The following is an 18533-nucleotide window of genomic DNA, read 5'->3' as shown; positions in this document are numbered from 1 at the left end:
ACGATCGGTGCCCTAGGATGGGCCGGTCAACAGCTCCCGGCGGGTCAGCGGCGTCTCCAGGCGCTCACTCAGGGTAGAACCCTGTTCAGGGTCGGCTGCCGGCTCTTCAGAAAGCGACGTATCACTGCCCCAGACCCGGGCGATCTCCTGTTCACGGGTGGAGATGCCGGAACGGTTCTCATCCTGCATGACACCGGTCATCACCGCCTGCGCCGTCTCCACCGCCAGCTGCTGACTGGTGAACTGCTGCATGGGTGAGAACAGGGAACAGGCCTGATAGCGGCCCTGGAACTGCCCCAGGGCCGGCTCTTCAGCGACAATGAACTCATACACGCCAGAGGGAAAGCGGTGCCGGATTTTGTCCCCAATCGGCCGCTCCGCCAACCCCACATCGGCCCCCTCCCCCAGCAGGACCAGGTTCATGAACCAGGGCGTGATCAGCACACCCAGCTGATAATCGTTCCAGCGGCTGAAACCTACCGCCTCGACCTGCAGCGCCAGGTTGAGAATCGGGATACCCGCCATGCGTGTCTGTTCGATATAGCGGAACAGCCCCTCCAGACGGGTCACCAATACTGGCCGATCAGCCTGTTTCACAGCACCACCATGAAGTCGTCTTTGCGGCCGTCACAGTTGGGGCAGCTCCAGTCTTCCGGCAGCCGGGAGAACGGCGTGCCGGGGGGAATCTGCCAGTAGGGGTCACCCTGGGCCGGATCGTACAGGTACCAGCAGATCTTGCACTCCAGGCGTGCTTCGTCGCTCAGCTTGTCCGCACTGCCACCGTAGGAGCCGGCAAAAAACTGATCCGTCACCGGTAAATCTCCAGTATCTCATCCAGCCGCTGGGCACTATCCACAATATCTTCCTGGGCGGCACAGGCCACCTCAGGCACATCGGTCACCTCCAGCGTATTGAGAATACTCTTGTCCTGGGAGTTGAAATACTGCACCCACCAGACAAACCGGGTGTTGGTGCTGGTGATGCGGCAGTTGCCATAGCCCCGGGAGAGGATGGTCACCGTACCGGCACCCAGCAACTGATCCAGAAACCCCAGATCCTGCTCGGTCTGGGGCAGCAGGGTCAGGTTGATCACATGGGGCTGGACACCGGGGCGGAAGCCGGTTGATTTCTCATCCAGTTCTGCCACCAGCGGCGGGGCGTTCAATACCCCCTCCGGCAGTGCCCCATCCGGCAGGACCAGCCGGTCGGCGGCCGAGGCGAAAGTGCCGTCTCGCACCAGCCGGGGAATATCCGCCACCTCCAGGGTATCCTGCACCAGCTTGCCCTGATCATCCAGGTAACGGACCCGCCACAACCCGGCCAGCACCGACTCCTGTATCCGGGCCCGGTACTGGCCGGTCACCACGATGCTCACTTCGCCTTCACCCAGCATCTGGTCCACCAGTTCCAGGTTGTCCTTATCCAGCTGATCCAGTACAAACTGCGGTGACGGCTCACCGACCCGGTAATCACCCATGGCACGCAGTACATCATCCAGCAGGCTGCGTGCCGCCAGGCAGTCCGCCACCAGTTCCGGTTCAGGTATATCCGGCATGGCGAAAGTGGCCATCTCCTCCGGCATCGGTTGATAGTTGAGCTCCGCCCCATCCTCTTCCGGCGGCTGTGTGCCGACACCCAGGGTGCCGGCCGGCAATTCGTAATAACCCATAATCTCTCTCCTGAAAGCTCGCTTAACCCTGGACGACTCCGGTGGCGATAACCGGGATACCGACACCACGTAGATGCAGCGCCTCGGCACCCAGCAGCCGCTCGATCTCGCCCAGGTAATCGCTCCAGTTCTGCACCCGGGTGATCGCCCCCAGGTAGTGCTCCCCGCGCAGAAACACCAGCGCCGGCCAGCTGCTGAAGGGGAAGCGCTGCTGCAGCGCCTCCTCTGCCTCCCTGGCCACCACCGCCACCCGGAAACGACCGGCAAAATGGGCCGCCAGCTCCGGCAGGATCACCGCCACGTCATCGCTCTCGGGGTATTTCTTCGGATCACCGGTAAAAAACAGCACCGAATGGGGCTGCGCCTGCAGGAAATCATCCAGGGTGGTGGTATCCACCACCGGGTAATCCTGCTGCTCTATCATCAGTCTGATCAGTGTTGATGGCATCTGCTACTCCTCTTGCTCAAACCGGGCCCGACGATACGGGTCCAGGTGTTGATCCAGTCCAACCTGCAGGAGCTCTCCGTCCAGATCGGCGGGGCGGTAACTCACCTGAAATTCACCAGACCAGACCACCCGCTCATCCCCTATCCGACACGCCTGTTCAGGCCGCGGCCGCTCCGCTTCATAACGCTGTATATCGCCAATAGCCGCGGCATAAGGATCACCTTCCAGGGGGTGGGGACGGCGGCGCACATCTACACCATGACGCTGCAGATAGGCCGCCGCCTGCTTTATGGCGGGCCCGACCTGCGCCTTGACCGACGGGTGCAGACTGCCACCAAAATCCTCGATCTCCGCCGGCTGCACACCGATCAGCAGCATCTGCTGCGGGTAGTCGCCCATCATCTCCGCCAGCGCCAGCACCTCCTGAAAACCGGTCTGGTGCAGGCTCACTTTCTTGACGCCGAGATATTTGGGTACCGCGTCATCCTCGATCAGCTTCAGGGTACCGGGGGGCAGGCCGTAATCGATGGCGTCGAACACCACCAGCAGCTCCGCCTCCCGCACCTCCTGCACCAGGTAGACGCCCTGGGTACCGCCGTCCAGCACCCGGACATTCACGGGAGTGTGGTAGTGCTGCTGAAAAGCCTCTACCGCCCGAACCCCAAACCCCTCATCCGCCCACAGCAGGTTGCCGATGCCCAACACCAGCACGCGGGGGGGACGTCGCTTCAGCTTGCAGTTCATGGCCGGTCATCCTTGAACGTGCGCCAACCGCTGATCATGGTGCTGATCAGGCTCTGGCGGGAGACGATATCCTCCCGGATCGCCACGTAGACATGCAGCATCACGAACACCACGATCACCCACATGCCCCAATGGTGCCAGGAGCGCACATCCATGCTCTGTCCCATGAGCGGAATCAACCAGCCAAACAGCCGGTCCTGCCAGCTGCCCAACCCGGTCTGCTCCGCGTACAGGGCAAAGCCGGTCACAATCATCACGACGCCGCCCACGGTAATGATTGCCACCATCACCAGGTGGGCCAGCGGATTGTGCCCTGCATACTTCTTCGGCTCCCGTTCCAGAAAGGCGTACCAGCGTATCTCGTGCAGCAACTCCTGCCAGAATGACAGCCTTAACAGCGGCAGTTTGAACAGCTGGCGGGAGTAGGTGTTGCCCACCATGGCCCAGTAGATCCGGCCCAGAAAAGCGACCGCGAAGATATAGGCGGCGGCAAAATGAACAAAGCGGATATAGCCCATGAGGAAGTGATCACTCGCCTCCCCGGGCAGGGTGGGCAAGGGATTAGCCACCAGGTAACCGGTGACGGCCAACAGGGTGATGGCCAGGGCGTTGACCCAATGCCAGACCCGGACCGGGGCTTCATAGACGTAGATCGCCCCCGATTTGATTTCTGTCTGCATAATCGTGCCTCCTTTGAGACGGGCTGATCCTAGCGAACCTTGACTTCGGCCAGATTCTGCCCGTCCTCGCTCATCACATGGGTGGAACAGGCAAGACAGGGGTCGAAACTGTGCAGGGTGCGCAGAATCTCCACCGGCTCTTCCGGACGCTCCACTTTGGTGTTCATCAGGGAGGCCTCGAAGGCACCAATATTGCCCTGATGATCACGGGGCGAGCCGTTCCAGGTGGTGGGCACCACGCACTGGTAGTTGGCAATGCGGGTATCCTCGATGCGCAACCAGTGCCCCAGGGCTCCGCGCGGCGCCTCGGTAAAACCGACCCCCTTGGCCTGCGCCGGCCAGGTCTCCGGATCCCACCGTTCCACGTTGGCGGTGTTGCTGTCACCGGCCTTGATATTGGCCATCATCTTGTCCATGAAGTAACGCATTTTGTCCGCCGCCCACTGCGCCTCCAGTCCGCGGGCAGCGGTTCGGCCCAGGGTGGAGAAGAGCGCCGTGACGGGCAGATCCAGGGTCTTGAGGGTAAAGTTGATCTGCTCGGTGATCTCCTTGTCCCCTTTGGCATAGCCGATGATGTAACGGGCCAGGGGCCCCACCTCCATGGCGTGCCCTTTCCAGCGGGGTGCCTTGATCCAGGAGTACTTGGCCGCCTCGTCGATCTGATGGATATCGGTCTTGCTGCCCCGGGTGTTGGCCCCCAGCTGAAAATCGGCCTCGGTCACACCGTCCCAGGGATGCAGCCCCTTGGACTCATCCGGGTACTTGTACCAGGAGTGGGGTACGAACTCCTGAATCTCGTCAGGGTCACGCAGGTCCACCTCGTGCACCTCTTTCAGGTTGCCGTTGATAATGGCGCCACTGGGCATCATCAGGTTCTCCGCCGAGTAGTCGTTGGCCCGGTCCGGGATATCACCGTAGGCCAGCACGTTCATGCTGGAGAGGCCACCGCCGTAGTTCCAGCCTTTGTAGAAGCCGGCGATCGCCAGCAGGTCCGGCACATAGACGTTGTCCACGAACTGCCGGATCTGATCGATGATGGAGGAGATCTGGTTCAGGCTGGCCATGTTCAGGGCACCCACCGCCCCCACACCGTCCAGATTGATGGGACAGGGCACCCCGCCCACCAGCCAGTTGGGGTGGGGATCCTTGCCACCGAAGATGGTGCGGACCTTAACGATCTCTTTCTGGAAGTCGAGCGCTTCCAGGTAGTGGGTTACCGCCATCAGATCCACTTCCGGCGGCAACAGGTAGGCGGGATTGGTCCAGTAACCGTTCTTGAACGGCCCCAGCTGCCCCGACTCGACAAACTTCTTCAACCGGTTCTGGATATCGCGGAAATAACCGGGTGAGGAGAGGGCATGGTGCGGTGAGACCTTCTGTTGCAGTTCGGAGGTGGCCTTTGGATCCGCCTTCAGGGCATTGACCGGGTTGACCCAGTCCAGCGCGTGCAGGTGGTAGAAGTGCACCAGGTGGTCGTGCACCTGCAGGGCCAGCTGCATGATATTGCGGATCGAGTTGGCGTTCTCCGGGATCTGAATCCCCAGGGCATCCTCCACCGCCCGCACCGAGGTGAGTGCATGGGTGCCGGTGCAGACGCCACAGATGCGCTGGGTGAAGGCCCAGGCATCCCGCGGGTCACGCCCCTTCAGGATCACCTCCAGACCGCGCCACATGGTGCCGGTGGAGACGGCATTGCGGATAACGTTGTTCTCATCCACGTTGACTTCACAGCGCATGTGTCCTTCGATCCGGGTAACCGGATCCACCACCACACGCTGACCGGAATCATCCAGGGAAAAACCGTTCGGTGTCTCTATTACGCTCATTGATCCTGCTCCCCTTTGTGCTGAGCCTGTTTGATAGCGGTGACGGCCAGGTGTGCCGCGGCCGCTGCGCCGACGGTGCCGGCGGCGGCCATACCAACCTTGTCCGCATTGGCCTCCACACCAAACTGATGGGTATCGGTAACCCGGTCATAGAAGCTGCCCTTGTCCCAGAAACCATCTTCGGAGCAGCCGATACAGCCGTGGCCGGCCTGGATCGGGAACGACAGGCCACCATTCCAGCGCACGGTGGAGCAGGCGTTGTAGGTAGTGGGCCCCTTGCAGCCCATCTTGTACAGGCAGTAACCTTTGCGCGCCGCTTCGTCATCCCAGTGTTCGACAAACTGGCCGGCGTCAAAATGGGGCCGCCGGTAACACTTGTCATGGATGCGCTGGCTGTAAAACATCAGCGGCCGCCCCTGGCGATCCAGTTGCGGGAAGCGTTCGAAGGTGAGGATGTAGGTGATCACCGCGGTCATCACCTCGGCGATGGGCGGGCAGCCCGGCACCTTGATGATCGGCTTGTCGGCCAGACCCGGCACCTTGTGCACCGGGGTTGCCCGGGTCGGATTGGGCCGGGCCGCCTGGACACAGCCCCAGGAGGCGCAGGAGCCCCAGGAGATGATCGCCCGGCAGTGCTCGGCCGCCTTGCGCAGCTGCTCCACGAACGGCTTACCGCCGATGATGCAGTACATGCCGTCCTCATCCAGGGGCGGATTGCCCTCCACGGCCAGGATGAAGTTGCCGTCGTACTTGGCGATGATCTCATCGATAATCGCTTCCGCCTCGTGTCCGGCAGCCGCCATGATGGTGTCGTCATAATCCAGCGAGATCATGGACAGCACCACATCCTTGGCCAGCGGATGGGCGGAGCGGATGAACGACTCGGAACAGCAGGTACACTCCAGGCCATGCAGCCAGAGCACCGGAATACGTGGCTTGGTCTCCATCGCCTCGGCGATGGTCGGCGCGAAGGCCGGACCCAATCCCAGCGCCGAGGCGGTCAGACTGCAATATTTCAGAAAACTGCGGCGGGTTATCCCCTGCCGGCGCATAACGTCGTAAAAGGTTTCGCTCATTACCCGACTCCTCCAGATGTTTTGGTTAGTTGGAGCGGCATCATCGGGATTTCTCTGCCGCCTCCTGGAGAGCGGGATTGCAACGGCTGTGCCAAACAGCTTTTTTCTGATATTTATCAGTTTCTTACCATTCAACTGGAGAATCTGCCAGGGGCGACAGGTGGTTAGTGATACCGGGTAATCGGCCCGCCGACTGACAAGTGCTATTCCACTGCAATACCAAGGTAATCGGTAGGAAATCCATCCGCCGCTAAAGAGGATTGCCGCAAGCCCGACGACTCACTCCCAAGCTGTCAGATGACACTGAAGTTGCACAGAACCATGCCAGCCATCATAATCTCCTGTTCCCTGACGGCTGGCAGAGCCCACGGAGCACAAAACCCGGCAAACCGCCAGTGTTCGCCCTTCGCCAAACAGGGTAGATTGCAGGAAAGGGTAAAAAAATTCTGGATGCGTAGGCCGATTGTGCGCGCACCGTTGTAGCGAGGAACAGAGACAGTGACCACCACCACCGAGATTGCTGACGTACAGAACAGCGTCGATACCCGGCAGATCGCCATTAACAAGGTGGGTATCAAAGACATCCGCCATCCGGTGCGGGTCAAGGACCGCAGCGACGGTGAGCAGCACACCATCGCCACTTTCAACATGTATGTGAACCTGCCCCACAACTTCAAGGGCACCCACATGTCCCGTTTCGTGGAGATTCTCAACTCCCACGAAAAGGAGATCAGCATCTCCAACTTCAAGGTGATGCTGGCGGAGATGGCCGAGAAGCTGGAAGCCAACTCCGGCCATATCGAGATGAACTTCCCCTACTTCATCAACAAGACCGCTCCGGTCTCCGGCGTACAGAGCCTGCTGGATTACGATGTCACCTTTATTGGTGAAGTACACAACGGCGAGCCGACCACCTACATCAAGGTGCTGGTACCGGTCACCAGTCTCTGCCCCTGCTCCAAGAAGATTTCCGAGCGCGGCGCCCACAACCAGCGCTCCCATGTCACCGTGCAGGTCAGAACCTGCGGTTTTGTCTGGGTCGAAGAGATTATCGACCTGGTGGAGAGCCAGGCCTCCTGCGAACTCTACGGCCTGCTGAAACGGCCGGACGAGAAGTTTGTCACTGAGCGCGCCTACGACAACCCCAAGTTTGTCGAGGACATGGTGCGGGATGTGGCCGGTATGCTGGATCAGGACGAGCGTTTCTGCGCCTACATTGTGGAGTCGGAGAACTTTGAGTCGATCCACAACCACTCCGCCTATGCGCTGATCGAGCGGGACAAGGAGGCCGAACAGGCCAACGCCTGAAGCGTATGCCCCAGGGCGCACTGAAGCGCGCATAAATAAACCCCGGCCATCCAGCCGGGGTTTGTCGTTTCCGGGGACCGGTGCCGGCCGGTTACACCCACCGGTCTGCGGGCCTGGCGGCCCGGCTCTGATTAAAAGTGCCAGTCAAAACGCAGCGAAGCGGTCTGGGACAGGAAATCCTCCCTGCCTTCCAGATCGTAACGAATGGCCAGCTGGGCCTGGTCACCCGTCTGCCAGGCGAGGCCCACTCCGCCCTGAAACAACCAGGGAGAGGGATCCAGCCCTTCACTGACAAACGCCGCACCGCCACCGCTGTAGCTGGCGTTGATCAGGCTGCGCTCATTCATCAAGTCATACCCCAGTCCGATATTGGCCAGCAGCCTGGCCTTCGGGTTCATCTGGTGTTCAACCCGTCCCTGCAGCGTCAGCACCAGCGCATCACTCTGCTCTTCAGCCACCTGCAGATTGAGCGCGCCGGCACCGCTTTCGCTGTAGGACTGCTGGCGCAACCAGGTGTAGTCCAGGCGCACCCCCGGCAGCCAGCGGGTCTGTTCATTCCATGTGAACAGCTGTTCCAGTCCCATACCCAGATGGGCCGTGTGGCTGTCATAATCGGCAACCGCGGTCCGGTTGATGAAGGCCATGTAGCGGCGGCTCTCGTTCTGGTTGAGCCCCAGATCCGCCTGCCAGTCAAACAGCATTCCGGGGCGGGACAGGGACCGGCTGCCGTAAAGGGTCACGTAGTAGGAGTCGATCTCGCTGTCGTTCCCGGCAGCAATGTTGCGGCCATCAACCCGGGTATCCCCGTAGGCCAGGGCCACACCCAATTGTCCTCCGTTCGCCAACCTGCCCTCGATACCCGCCACCACGCCACGGGTATCGGCATCATAGCCCCCGGCACCGTTGCGCGGGTCCTGCCGTACCTGGCTGTACAGGGGCATGACCCAGAGATTGTCCTCGGCGAAGAATCCATCTCCAGATGACATACCCTGGCCGGTTAGCTGCCGGCCCTGGATGACCCGGTCTATCCGGCGCTGCAGGGTCAGCGGAATGCGGGAAAGCCCGTGTACGCCGGTGGGCAACGTCTGTCCTACCGCATCACTCACCGCCTGCTCGGTGCCGAGCAGCCCTAACGCGGCAACCACGTTATCCATGTCGGTACCGGTGGCACCACCGGAGACAAAACCGTCCAGTACCTCAGCGGCGCCGAAGCCAGGGGTAAATCCGCTATCCAGTACGCTGTCGTAAACACCACTGGCAGTAGAATCGATCACCCGCAGGTCCACCGCATCGCCGCTAATGGAAGCGCTAAAGTCGAACAGCGCGCTGTTGTCGGTCAGGCTGAACGTGGAGGCGTTCAGGGTGCCGGCACTGATCACACCACTCAGAGTTTCGTTGTGGGCCAGGGTGTTGATCGTAGCCACATCGACTTCAATAGCGGCGCCATCCGCGAAGGTGGCGGTGCCGTCCACTTGTAAGCGTCCGTAACTGGCGGCACTGGAGACGCCAGTGCGGAAGCTGGCGGTCGCCGACTGGGTGTAATCCCCCTTGATATTCAGGGTCTCACCGTCGTCCACCCGCAGTGTCCCGCCAACTGCCTTTACGTTGTTCACCTCCACGGAACCGCTGCTGAAACGGGTAGTGCCCGCATGCAGTTCCACTTCGCCGGATCCGATAATAATAGGGTCAAAATCGTAACTTCCAGCAGTGTGATTAAACACCAGCCGACCGGAACTATCTCCCAGCAGGACTTCGTTAGCGTAGAGACTACCCGGGGCCGCCGCCGCGCTACCGGCCTCCGCACCGATATTGATAACACCGCTGGCATTCACGCTGTCCATCACGACCACCGATCCGGAATTCAGATCCACCACGCCGCCGTCGCTCAGGGTCAGGCTTCCGGTACCGAAGTCACCAATTATCAAGCTGTCAAAGCCCCCAGCGGTAATATCCCAGCGGGACCCGGCGCCCGTGACGATGACAGATCCGCTGCCGCTACTTTGCTGGCCGATAATTCCCTCCTTACTGGAAACTCCGGCCCCATTTTCGATGATCAGGGTGCCGTTACCTGTCAAGCCCACGTAGAGCTCGTTCTGAATGTCCAGGAGGGATCCGGCATCACCCACCGTCACGGAGCCAGTGCTTCCCGCGTAATACCCAACAAAAACGTCATCGCCGGTAACCTGGCCGCCATTTTCAATATACAGGGTTCCGCTGCCGAACGAACCAACGGAGAGGCGATCGCCCGTATCCCAGGTGGATCCGGCACCCGTCACAGTGGCGGTCCCGGAAGACCTCGCACCCAGAAGCGTGTTATAGCTGCCGTTCGTAGTGACAGCGCCGCCATTCTCGATCAACAGGATTCCGGTACCCCAGGATCCAACCTTCAGGCTGGAACCGACTGTCCACCGGGAACCGGCGCCGGTTATCGTCACCCGCCCTGTTGCACCTGCATCAGCACCGATATCGCTGGAGACAAAATCGCCCCCGGTGGCGAGTGTCGCGCCGGACTGCAGCTCCAGACTGCTGACTCCTGAATCTTTTCCAACGGTTATGTCTGTTTGCAGCGAGACAGCCGTACCCGCCCCCGTCAGTGAGAGGCTACCCCCGCCATCTATAGTACCCGAGGCCGTGACATTCAGATCCGAGCCACTGCTCATTGTCAGAGAATCGGGTTTACCGTCCGGATCGCCAACATAGAGCGAGAGCTGATCGACAGTCACCGTATCACCATTGTCGATCACCAGATCGGCGTCGGCCCTTGGTCCATCCCAGTTCCCGTCATCATTCCAGGAAGTGCCATCACCCGCCCCAGTCCAGGTAACGGTAGCGGCGGATACGGGATAACTCCCAACCAGCCCCCCCAGTATTGCGGTTGCTGCAAATACACCGGTCAGCATCCGCCGACCACCATCCCCATTTCGCTTCACGCCCGCGGCCACCCGGCCAGTGAGCATGTGTTCAAATACCCGGTTCATCGTCAAAACCACTCAAAAACTACAGGTTAGAAAGAAGATTCTAAGCTAGCACCATGCCACCTCTCTGCCCACCGTCCATTTGGACGGGCCAGGTATTGAACAGGCGGGATTCACGACACGGAAAAACAGGTTCTATCCCGGTAAGTGGGCCGGATATAACCGGCACAAGCGGTCACTCCGGTTCCGGTAGGGCGGATGGATAGTCAAGCGGACACCCGGCCGGGCGGAGTCTGGCCAGCATCCGATACAGCTGTGGCGCGGCAAGCGGCTTATGCAGCAGGGGTATACCACTGGCCTGGGCTTCCCGCAGGCGGGTCGGGGAGGTGTCACCGGTCACCAGCAGAGCAGGCAAATCGGTTCCCAGCTGCTTACGCAACAAGGCGATCACTTCACTGCCGGTCTCACCATCACCTAACCGGTAGTCGCTGACAACCACATCGGGACGGTTGGTCTGAACCAGCCGTTGCGCCTCCGACGAGGAAGTCGCCAGCCACGGGATGCAGGCCCATTTAAGCAACAACTGACACATCGCCTCACCGATGGCGGGATCATTATCAATCACCAGCACACAGATCCCCAGCGGAGCTTGCGGCACATCCACTCCTTCCGTATAGGGCTGCTCGATCAGCGCAGCTTCGGATAACGGCAGCTGGAGGCGGAAGACACTGCCCCGTCCGGGACGGGATGCAAGGGTCAGAGGATGGGCAAGGGCCCGGGACAGACCCCGTGCGATGGCCAATCCGAGACCAAGCCCCTTGCGCCGCTCCCGCGCAGGATTGTTTACCTGGTGAAATTCACGAAAAACCTGGCGCTGCTGATCCGCAGTCAGGCCGATACCGGTATCCCAGACCTCGATCCACACCCGGCTACCGCGCCGCCGGCACCCGAGCAGTACACCACCCTGCCGGGTGTATCTGATCGCATTGGTCAACAGGTTACGCAGGATCCGTTCCAGCAGAACCGGATCGGAAACTACCGCTACCGAAGTCTCCCGGACCCGCATAACCAACCCTTTTCGTTCCGCCTGGGGAGCCAGTTCACTCTCCAGCTTCTGGAACAGGGGCTGCAGGTGAAAAGCGGTACACTCCGGCACCACCACACCCGCCTCAATTCGCGAAATATCCAGCAAGGCATCCAGCATCTCAGCGGAAGCCTGCCAGGCTTGCCGTGACTTCCCCAACAACTTTTGCTGCCTGGGGGAGAGCCCCTCCCGGGAGAGCGCCTCCATGAACAGCCCCTGGGCATGCACCGGCTGACGCAGGTCGTGACTGGCAGCCGCCAGGAAACGGGTCTTGGCTTCATTGGCCTGCTGCGCATACTGCTTTTCCCGGCTCAACTGCTGTACCAGATCGAGATTTTCAAAACGCAGCGCAATGGTGTTGCCCACGGTACGGGCACCGTTACGCGCCATACCCAACAGACTGACCAGGTAGAGTATGCCGACCATGCCCAGGATCAGGTAGTTATCATCATCCAGCAGTATCAGGTAGACGATCGGCACCCCCATCTCAAACAGCACAAAAGCCAGGTAGGCAGGAAACAGCGGCATCAGGGTCGCCATCGCACCAGCAGCCACGCCAGTGATCACGGTCATCACCAGAATGCTGTCTACTGCACTGGCGGGGTCAAACGCCAGCAACGGCAAGACGCCCCAGCAGCACCCGGAAAGTACATTAACAGCAATGAAACGGCGCAGCACCAGCGGTGCCCTGGCCGGGGTGATTCCACTGGTCAGCCCCTGGCGCGCCTGGTAGAGAACGAGCAGACCGGAGAGTATGGTTGCCAGGCACCAGATACCAAGCTGTTGCCAGCTTTGACTATCGGCGAGTACCCACGCCAGCAGCAAGGCGACCAGCGGCGGAGGAAGGGCAGAGTTGATGAGATGACCGAAGGTGAGTTTCGCCCGCTCGGCCAGCATATGCTCATGGGACGGGGTCATCCGCGCCTAGTCCGTCAGTCCGAGACTGCGCGCCACAAACACCGCCTCAGAGCGGCTTGAGACCCGCAACAACTTCAACAGGTTCTGTACGTGCCAGCGTATGGTGTTTTCGGAGAGCCCAAGCCGACGACCGATACCCTTGTTTGAGAGCCCACGACACAGCAGATCCAGCACGTCGCACTGTCGTGGCGTCAGATCCAGTCGCTGCAGATGGGGTTGCTGTGAATTTTCCCGGGCACTGGTTTTGCTCCCGGTCGCTGTCTGGTAGAGCTGCTCAACCAGCTCGATAACGGCATCGGCTGGCGCGGTTTTGGGAATGAACGCACGAACACCTTGGGCAAGGGCCTGGCTGATGTTTCGCGGAGTATGCCAGGCGGAAAGCACGGCAACCACGATACCCGGCCAGCGCTGTCTGAATGCGCTTATACCATCCAGCCCGCTGCCCTCCTGTAACTGGATATCCAGCAGGAGCAGATCCGGGGCCGCTATTCGCAGCCGCTCCGCATCATCAATGGAGGCAGCCTCCAGCATCCTCACGCCTGGTAACCGACCCTCCAGTAACACACGCAACCCGGCGCGGAACATGGCATGGTCATCGATTAGCAGGATGGTGAACGGGGGCATGGAAAAACTGATTCAATAGCAACAAGCTGAGTCAGAAGAAACCGTGGTGTCGTCAGTAGTCTACCAGCAATCCCCAAGGCTGTCCGCCGCCGGGCCAAGCCGAAAAAACGCTGCGCACGACCGGGTTTGCAGGTCAACAAAAGCGTCCATGGCTGGCTGTCGGGAGAGGCGCAGCATCAGCTGGCAAGCCCGACCGGCTGGGGACGCTTCCGGGATGCGCCCTGACCACCAGCCACGCCCTGCCACATGGCATCGATCAGATCGTCATAGCATTCCGTCACCGGCTGGTCCATGACGCCGTCGAGCCGCAGGTGAATCAGGCGGAATGCACTGCCAAATACCGCGGCAGCAGCCACCCAGGGATTCCCCTGGCGGATCTCACCGGTTTCCATACCCTCCCGGACAATCTTGCGCATACCCTCGAAAGGCGTGGAGCTGCAGATTGGCGGTTCATCGGGCAGGAACTCCCGGTGTTTGGCATGCAGCATGAACTCGATGATATTGGTATGGCTCTCGGTGTACTCGAGCAGCAGGGCAATCACCCGGTTACAGCGCTCCCGGCAGCTCATATCCTCTGCCATGACCCGCTCCATCATCTCCTCGAACTCCTTCAGCAGATGATAATAGAGCGCCTTGGCGACCCCCTCTTTTCCACCAAAGTGTTTATAAATGGAACCGATACTGACCCGTGACTCCCGCTGAATATCGTGCACCGATACGTTATGGAAGCCGCGCTCTACAAACAGATCCAGAGCGGCGGTCAGCACCCGGCAATCCAGGGTCTCGGTTGACGGTTCTCTCTTGTTCAGGAAGGGCATGGGAACTCCAGGGTCCTCTGATGACTCCGGAGCATATATAACATAGGAATCGTCCGGGCAGTAATGAATATTCATTCTAGTTTTTGACCGGCATAACAGAAACGGGACCACACGGGGTATTTCAGGGAAATTTCAGGCCGCCATCTCGGTCAGCGCCGGCCTGATCCAATCGGAACAGGAGGGTTCCCGGAGTGCCCAGGCAAAAAAACCACCGGCCGTGCCAGCCGGTGGTTTCTATTCAGAGTCGATGCCTGGCGGGATTCATCTCCCGCTGGCCATCTCTGTTTCCATCGCCTGAGTACTGCTCAGGATTTCAGGGACGGGAAGTCCGACTCCCAATACTCGTTCGGCCGACGGCTATCGAGGCTGCGATTCTCCTCCTCCTTACGCAGTTGCACCCGCCGGATCTTGCCGGAAACGGTCTTTGGCAGATCGGTAAACTCCAGCCGGCGAATCCGCTTGAACGGCGCCAGGTGCTTGCGGCAGTGCTGCAGGATGGAGAGTGCCACCTCCTCACTCGGCTGATGACCATCAACCAGCATAACGAAGGCCTTGGGGACCGCCAGGCGTACCGGATCGGGGCTTGGTACCACCGCCGCTTCGGCAACCAGATCGTGTTCGATCAGCACGCTCTCCAGCTCAAACGGGCTGATACGGTAATCGGAGGCCTTGAACACATCGTCGGCACGGCCGACGTAGGTGTAGTAGCCATCCTCGTCCACCATCGCCACGTCACCGGTACGGTAGAAGCCGTCACGCATGATCTCGGCGGTCTTTTCCGCATCGTTCTTGTAGCCGATCATCAGCCCCATGGGACGCTCGGAGAGATCCAGGCTGATCTCACCCTCTTCACAGGGCTGACTGGCCGCATCGAGCAACTGCACCTTGTAACCGGGCAGTGGCCGACCCATGGAGCCGCTCTTCAGCTTCTGGCCCGGGGTGTTGCCGATCTGGGCGGTGGTCTCGGTCTGGCCGAAGCCGTCCCGCAGGGTCAATCCCCAGGCGGACTCAACCTGGGCGATGATCTCCGGGTTGAGCGGCTCGCCGGCCCCGATCACCTCGCGCAGCTTGACCGGGAACGATTTCAGATCCTGCTGAATCATCATGCGCCAGACCGTTGGCGGCGCACACAGGGTGGTCAGTTCACAACGGCAGATGGTGTTCAGCATCGCCTTGGCGTCGAAACGGTCGTAGTTGTAGACAAACACGGTGGCACCGGCATTCCAGGGAGCGAAGAAGTTACTCCAGGCGTGCTTGGCCCAACCCGGTGAACTGATATTCAGGTGGATATCCCCCGGCTGCAGCCCGATCCAGTACATGGTGGAGAGATGGCCGACCGGGTAGCTCTGGTGACTGTGCTCCACCAGTTTCGGCTTGGCGGTGGTACCGGAGGTGAAATAGAGCAGCAGCGGATCACTGGCCAGGGTCTCACCCTCGGGTGTGAACTCGTCCGATTGCTGATAGGCGTCCGCGTAATTCTGCCAGCCGGCCACTTCACCGTTCACGCTGATGCGAGTGAAGTCGCCCGGCATGTCGTCAAACTTGGCGGTAAACTCCGCTCCAACCACCGCATGGGAAACCTTGCCACGCTCAATGCGATCGAGCAGATCGTCATAACCGAGCAGGGTGGTGGCCGGGATAACCACCGCTCCCAGTTTGATGGCCGCCAGCATGGTTTCCCACAGGGGCACCACGTTGTTCAACATAAGCAGAATGTGTTCGCCACGCTGCACGCCCTGGGCACGCAGGTAGTTGGCCACCTGGTTGGAGCGGGCGGACATCTCCGCATAACTGATCCTGGTCTCGTCGCCCCCCTCCTGCACAACCCACAGCGCGGTCTGATTATTGTCTTTGGCCACCTCATCGAAGTACTCAAGCGCCCAGTTGAACTTGTCCAACTGCGGCCATTGAAACTCACGGTAGGCGGTGTCGTAGTCTTCCCGATGCTGGATCAGAAAATCACGGGCGGCGAGAAATCGCTCTGTAGCAGTCGACATGGGGGCTCCTGGTTTTCGTTTGAGACTGATGGATCATTACGGAGTAACACTACTTACGTTAACGTCAACTAACCTGATTACGTTTACGTAAACGTAAGTTATCTAAATCGACTCCATGATGCAAGTCCATCTGTATCATATTTGGAGTCACCATCTGACCGGCCTCCCGCCTGCCACAAACGGCGCAGAGCGGTCCGGTATCAGAACAGATCAGCAGGCGGATAGGGCGGTGCAACAGGGGCCGATCAGAACTTGCTCTGCAGGACCATCAGATTGCCCTTGTGCTCCATCTTCACCCGGCTCAGAAAACTCATACCAAGCAACACCTGGTGCGGGCTGCTACCCTCCACCACCACCGCATTAACCTGGTGCAGAACCAGCTCACCCACCCGCACCTGGTCCAGCTTCACAGCGTAAGCCCGGGCGATGCCCGATGCAGTGCGAACGGCGGTCTTGTCCCCATTGACACGATAGGCGATCCCCAGGCGCTTCGCCTCCACCTCGCTCATGGCAATGGAAGTGGCACCGGTATCCACCAGCATGTCGACCATGCGACCATTGATGCTGCCGGTGGTCCTGTAGGCCCCCCGGCTGTCCGCCCAGATCTGCACCTCAACCACCTTGCGCTTGGCAAAGTGACCTCCCACCTGGGAACCCAGCGCGTACTTGTCCCGCTTGCCGTTCACCTCGATCACGGCGCCCCTGGCATCGGCAGAGACCAGCAACACGCCCTCGGGACTGCGCTGGCCCGCCTTCAGCAACCGCTGCTTTCCATCGATCTGTAACATCGCCTTGTCGGCAAACAGAGCCATCACCCGCACCCGTTCAACCGCCAGAGACGGCGTTGCCCAACAGAGGCAGGTCAGCAGGAGCAACAGAAGGGATAAACGGGGCGCGGCGGGTAAGCAGGTCATGGGCAGTTCAACTCCGTCGATTCAGCACTATCTTCCTAGCCTATCAGATACCGGCCCAGTTGAATGATAACGAAACCAAATATTCCGGCCAGCACGTCATCCAGCATGATCCCCAGTCCACCGGAGACCCGGCGATCCAGCCAGCCGATCGGCCAGGGTTTGAGAATATCGAACAGACGAAACAGACAGAAGCCGGCCAGCAGCCAGTACCAGCCGGGCGGCGCCATCCACAGGGTGATCAGAAAGCCCACCCATTCGTCCCAGACGATGCCGCCGTGGTCGTGTACCCCCAGATCGCGGGAGGTGCGTTCACAGAGCCAGATGCCGAGCAGAAACAGCAGCACTACCAGGAGCAGGTAGTGCAGATCGCTCAGTGGCCGCACCAGCAGATAGAGGGGCACTGCCGCCAGGGTGCCGAAGGTACCGGGCGCTTTGGGGGCCGCACCGGAACCGAGGCCGAAGGCGAGCAGGTGGATCGGATTGCGCCAGTCCGGGCGCGCGTCAGGCGTTGCGGAAATGGTCGTACCCTCCCTGCAGATCGGCAACCTTATTGCCTGCCGCATCGACACAGTGGATGCCAGCGCCACTCTCCATCTGCCCGATCAGCGTCAACGGAACAGCCAGCGTCCGGGCGATGCGTTCGACCTGGGCCTGCTGCCCGGCCGGAATGACCAGGCAGAGTTCATAATCATCCCCGGCGGCGAGCGGCATGGACCAGTCGCCGGTGGTATGGACATAGTCCGCCACCGCTTCGGAAAGGGGAATGGCCGCCTGCCGGATAGTGGCCCCGAGCCCGCTCTTTTCGCAGATATGCCCCAGGTCGGCCAGCAATCCGTCGGAGATATCAATGGCACAGCGGCACAGATGGCGCAGTGCCTGGCTTGCCGCGACCCGGGGTTCCGGCCAATCCAGCTGCTGTTGCAGAACCGCCAGTCGCTCCCCGGCGTCATAACCCCCGCCAGCGGCCAGCAAGGCCAGTCCCGCATCCCCCAGGCTGCCGGTGACATAGATCTGGTCACCCGGTCGGGCCTGGTCACGCCGCAACGCCCGGCCCGGCTCCACAAAGCCGTGTACTTGAACCGAGATACTCAGGGGACCGCGGGTGGTGTCCCCCCCTACCAACTGCACCTGGTAACGGGCAGCCAGGCGGGCAAAACCGCGACAGAATCCCGCCAGCCAGGCCTCGTCCACTTTGGGCAGCGTCAGGGCCAGGGTAACCCAGGCCGGATCGGCCCCCATCGCCGCCAGGTCGCTGAGATTGACCGCCAGCGCCTTGTGGCCCAGGGATTCCGGGTCCACATCGGGGAAAAAGTGGATTCCCTCCACCAGGGTATCCATACTGACCGCCAGTTGCCGGTCCGCCGGCACCTGCAACAGGGCGCAGTCATCCCCCACACCCAGCACCACATCCGCCCGGGTCGTGCCGAGACGGGCGAAGTAGCGTTCGATCAGTTGGAATTCCGAGGCCGGCATGATGTTAGACAATACCCCGTGTTTAATCGGCATGCACGG

At 60.6% G+C, this 18533-nt stretch carries 17 protein-coding genes; 1 reads left to right on the top strand and 16 read right to left on the bottom strand.

Features of this window, described 5'->3' with window-relative positions:
- Positions 1-12: 12 nt before the first annotated feature.
- From hybE to AAY24_RS16955, 8 genes are read right to left on the bottom strand one after another with little or no spacing between them, the layout of a single operon-like run.
- A complete protein-coding gene (gene hybE / locus AAY24_RS16990) occupies positions 13-597 on the bottom strand; it encodes a [NiFe]-hydrogenase assembly chaperone HybE (RefSeq protein ID WP_052761299.1) in 585 nt (194 codons plus the stop codon).
- A complete protein-coding gene (locus tag AAY24_RS16985; protein ID WP_046860677.1) occupies positions 594-812 on the bottom strand; it encodes a rubredoxin in 219 nt (72 codons plus the stop codon). The genes hybE and AAY24_RS16985 overlap by 4 nt, the downstream gene beginning before the upstream one ends.
- The gene (locus tag AAY24_RS16980; RefSeq protein WP_046860676.1) at positions 809-1669 is read right to left on the bottom strand and encodes a hydrogenase expression/formation protein; all 861 of its coding nucleotides are present in this window, start codon (positions 1667-1669) and stop codon (positions 809-811) included. The genes AAY24_RS16985 and AAY24_RS16980 overlap by 4 nt, the downstream gene beginning before the upstream one ends.
- A 22-nt stretch (positions 1670-1691) precedes the next feature.
- The gene (locus AAY24_RS16975; RefSeq protein ID WP_046860675.1) at positions 1692-2117 is read right to left on the bottom strand and encodes a thioredoxin domain-containing protein; all 426 of its coding nucleotides are present in this window, start codon (positions 2115-2117) and stop codon (positions 1692-1694) included.
- Between the two features lie 3 nt (positions 2118-2120).
- The gene (locus AAY24_RS16970) at positions 2121-2861 is read right to left on the bottom strand and encodes a HyaD/HybD family hydrogenase maturation endopeptidase (RefSeq protein WP_046860674.1); all 741 of its coding nucleotides are present in this window, start codon (positions 2859-2861) and stop codon (positions 2121-2123) included.
- A complete protein-coding gene (gene cybH, locus AAY24_RS16965) occupies positions 2858-3541 on the bottom strand; it encodes a Ni/Fe-hydrogenase, b-type cytochrome subunit (protein WP_046860673.1) in 684 nt (227 codons plus the stop codon). The genes AAY24_RS16970 and cybH overlap by 4 nt, the downstream gene beginning before the upstream one ends.
- A 29-nt stretch (positions 3542-3570) precedes the next feature.
- Positions 3571-5367, bottom strand: coding sequence for a nickel-dependent hydrogenase large subunit (locus AAY24_RS16960; RefSeq protein WP_046860672.1), 1797 nt, complete (start codon positions 5365-5367; stop codon positions 3571-3573).
- Positions 5364-6443, bottom strand: coding sequence for a hydrogenase small subunit (locus AAY24_RS16955; protein WP_046860671.1), 1080 nt, complete (start codon positions 6441-6443; stop codon positions 5364-5366). The genes AAY24_RS16960 and AAY24_RS16955 overlap by 4 nt, the downstream gene beginning before the upstream one ends.
- Before the next feature lie 498 nt (positions 6444-6941).
- On the opposite strand from AAY24_RS16955, the gene folE2 reads away from it, so the two are divergent.
- Complete coding sequence (folE2, locus tag AAY24_RS16950; RefSeq protein ID WP_046860670.1) at positions 6942-7751, top strand: GTP cyclohydrolase FolE2; 810 nt, start codon at positions 6942-6944, stop codon at positions 7749-7751.
- 131 nt (positions 7752-7882) lie between these two features.
- Here the strand turns inward: folE2 and AAY24_RS18670 are convergent, their stop codons facing one another.
- The 8 genes from AAY24_RS18670 to thiL form a co-directional block, all read right to left on the bottom strand.
- Complete coding sequence (locus AAY24_RS18670; RefSeq protein ID WP_052761298.1) at positions 7883-10729, bottom strand: autotransporter outer membrane beta-barrel domain-containing protein; 2847 nt, start codon at positions 10727-10729, stop codon at positions 7883-7885.
- 172 nt (positions 10730-10901) lie between these two features.
- Positions 10902-12668: an ATP-binding response regulator gene (locus AAY24_RS16940; protein ID WP_046860669.1), complete on the bottom strand. Its 1767-nt coding sequence runs from the start codon at positions 12666-12668 to the stop codon at positions 10902-10904.
- A gap of 6 nt (positions 12669-12674) precedes the next feature.
- A complete protein-coding gene (locus tag AAY24_RS16935) occupies positions 12675-13292 on the bottom strand; it encodes a LuxR C-terminal-related transcriptional regulator (protein ID WP_046860668.1) in 618 nt (205 codons plus the stop codon).
- 176 nt (positions 13293-13468) lie between these two features.
- Positions 13469-14110 (bottom strand): TetR/AcrR family transcriptional regulator, encoded by a 642-nt coding sequence (locus tag AAY24_RS16930; protein WP_046860667.1) that lies wholly within the window; start codon positions 14108-14110, stop codon positions 13469-13471.
- Between the two features lie 305 nt (positions 14111-14415).
- Positions 14416-16107, bottom strand: a complete 1692-nt coding sequence (locus tag AAY24_RS16925) for an AMP-binding protein (RefSeq protein ID WP_046860666.1) — start codon at positions 16105-16107, stop codon at positions 14416-14418.
- A 245-nt stretch (positions 16108-16352) separates the two neighbouring features.
- Positions 16353-17021: a retropepsin-like aspartic protease family protein gene (locus AAY24_RS16920; RefSeq protein ID WP_082117204.1), complete on the bottom strand. Its 669-nt coding sequence runs from the start codon at positions 17019-17021 to the stop codon at positions 16353-16355.
- 35 nt (positions 17022-17056) lie between these two features.
- Positions 17057-17560, bottom strand: a complete 504-nt coding sequence (locus tag AAY24_RS16915) for a phosphatidylglycerophosphatase A family protein (RefSeq protein WP_234422304.1) — start codon at positions 17558-17560, stop codon at positions 17057-17059.
- Positions 17523-18527 (bottom strand): thiamine-phosphate kinase, encoded by a 1005-nt coding sequence (gene thiL / locus AAY24_RS16910; protein ID WP_234422202.1) that lies wholly within the window; start codon positions 18525-18527, stop codon positions 17523-17525. Before thiL ends, AAY24_RS16915 begins: the two co-directional genes overlap by 38 nt.
- Positions 18528-18533: the final 6 nt, after the last annotated feature.

This window comes from Sedimenticola thiotaurini (assembly GCF_001007875.1).
Taxonomy (GTDB): Bacteria; Pseudomonadota; Gammaproteobacteria; order Chromatiales; family Chromatiaceae; genus Sedimenticola; species Sedimenticola thiotaurini.
The sequence above is the reverse complement of the archived record's forward strand: the minus strand, read 5'-3'. Positions and strand labels throughout refer to the sequence as shown.

Excerpts from the sequence above, each read along its gene's own strand:
- AAY24_RS16980 (WP_046860676.1), bottom strand. The coding sequence starts at position 1,669 with ATGGGTTATTACGAATTGCCGGCCGGCACCCTGGGTGTCGGCACACAG.
- AAY24_RS16975 (WP_046860675.1), bottom strand. The coding sequence starts at position 2,117 with ATGCCATCAACACTGATCAGACTGATGATAGAGCAGCAGGATTACCCG.
- AAY24_RS16970 (WP_046860674.1), bottom strand. The coding sequence starts at position 2,861 with ATGAACTGCAAGCTGAAGCGACGTCCCCCCCGCGTGCTGGTGTTGGGC.
- cybH (WP_046860673.1), bottom strand. The coding sequence starts at position 3,541 with ATGCAGACAGAAATCAAATCGGGGGCGATCTACGTCTATGAAGCCCCG.
- AAY24_RS16960 (WP_046860672.1), bottom strand. The coding sequence starts at position 5,367 with ATGAGCGTAATAGAGACACCGAACGGTTTTTCCCTGGATGATTCCGGT.
- AAY24_RS16955 (WP_046860671.1), bottom strand. The coding sequence starts at position 6,443 with ATGAGCGAAACCTTTTACGACGTTATGCGCCGGCAGGGGATAACCCGC.
- AAY24_RS18670 (WP_052761298.1), bottom strand. The coding sequence starts at position 10,729 with ATGAACCGGGTATTTGAACACATGCTCACTGGCCGGGTGGCCGCGGGC.
- AAY24_RS16940 (WP_046860669.1), bottom strand. The coding sequence starts at position 12,668 with ATGACCCCGTCCCATGAGCATATGCTGGCCGAGCGGGCGAAACTCACC.
- AAY24_RS16935 (WP_046860668.1), bottom strand. The coding sequence starts at position 13,292 with ATGCCCCCGTTCACCATCCTGCTAATCGATGACCATGCCATGTTCCGC.
- AAY24_RS16930 (WP_046860667.1), bottom strand. The coding sequence starts at position 14,110 with ATGCCCTTCCTGAACAAGAGAGAACCGTCAACCGAGACCCTGGATTGC.
- AAY24_RS16925 (WP_046860666.1), bottom strand. The coding sequence starts at position 16,107 with ATGTCGACTGCTACAGAGCGATTTCTCGCCGCCCGTGATTTTCTGATC.
- AAY24_RS16920 (WP_082117204.1), bottom strand. The coding sequence starts at position 17,021 with ATGACCTGCTTACCCGCCGCGCCCCGTTTATCCCTTCTGTTGCTCCTG.
- thiL (WP_234422202.1), bottom strand. The coding sequence starts at position 18,527 with ATGCCGATTAAACACGGGGTATTGTCTAACATCATGCCGGCCTCGGAA.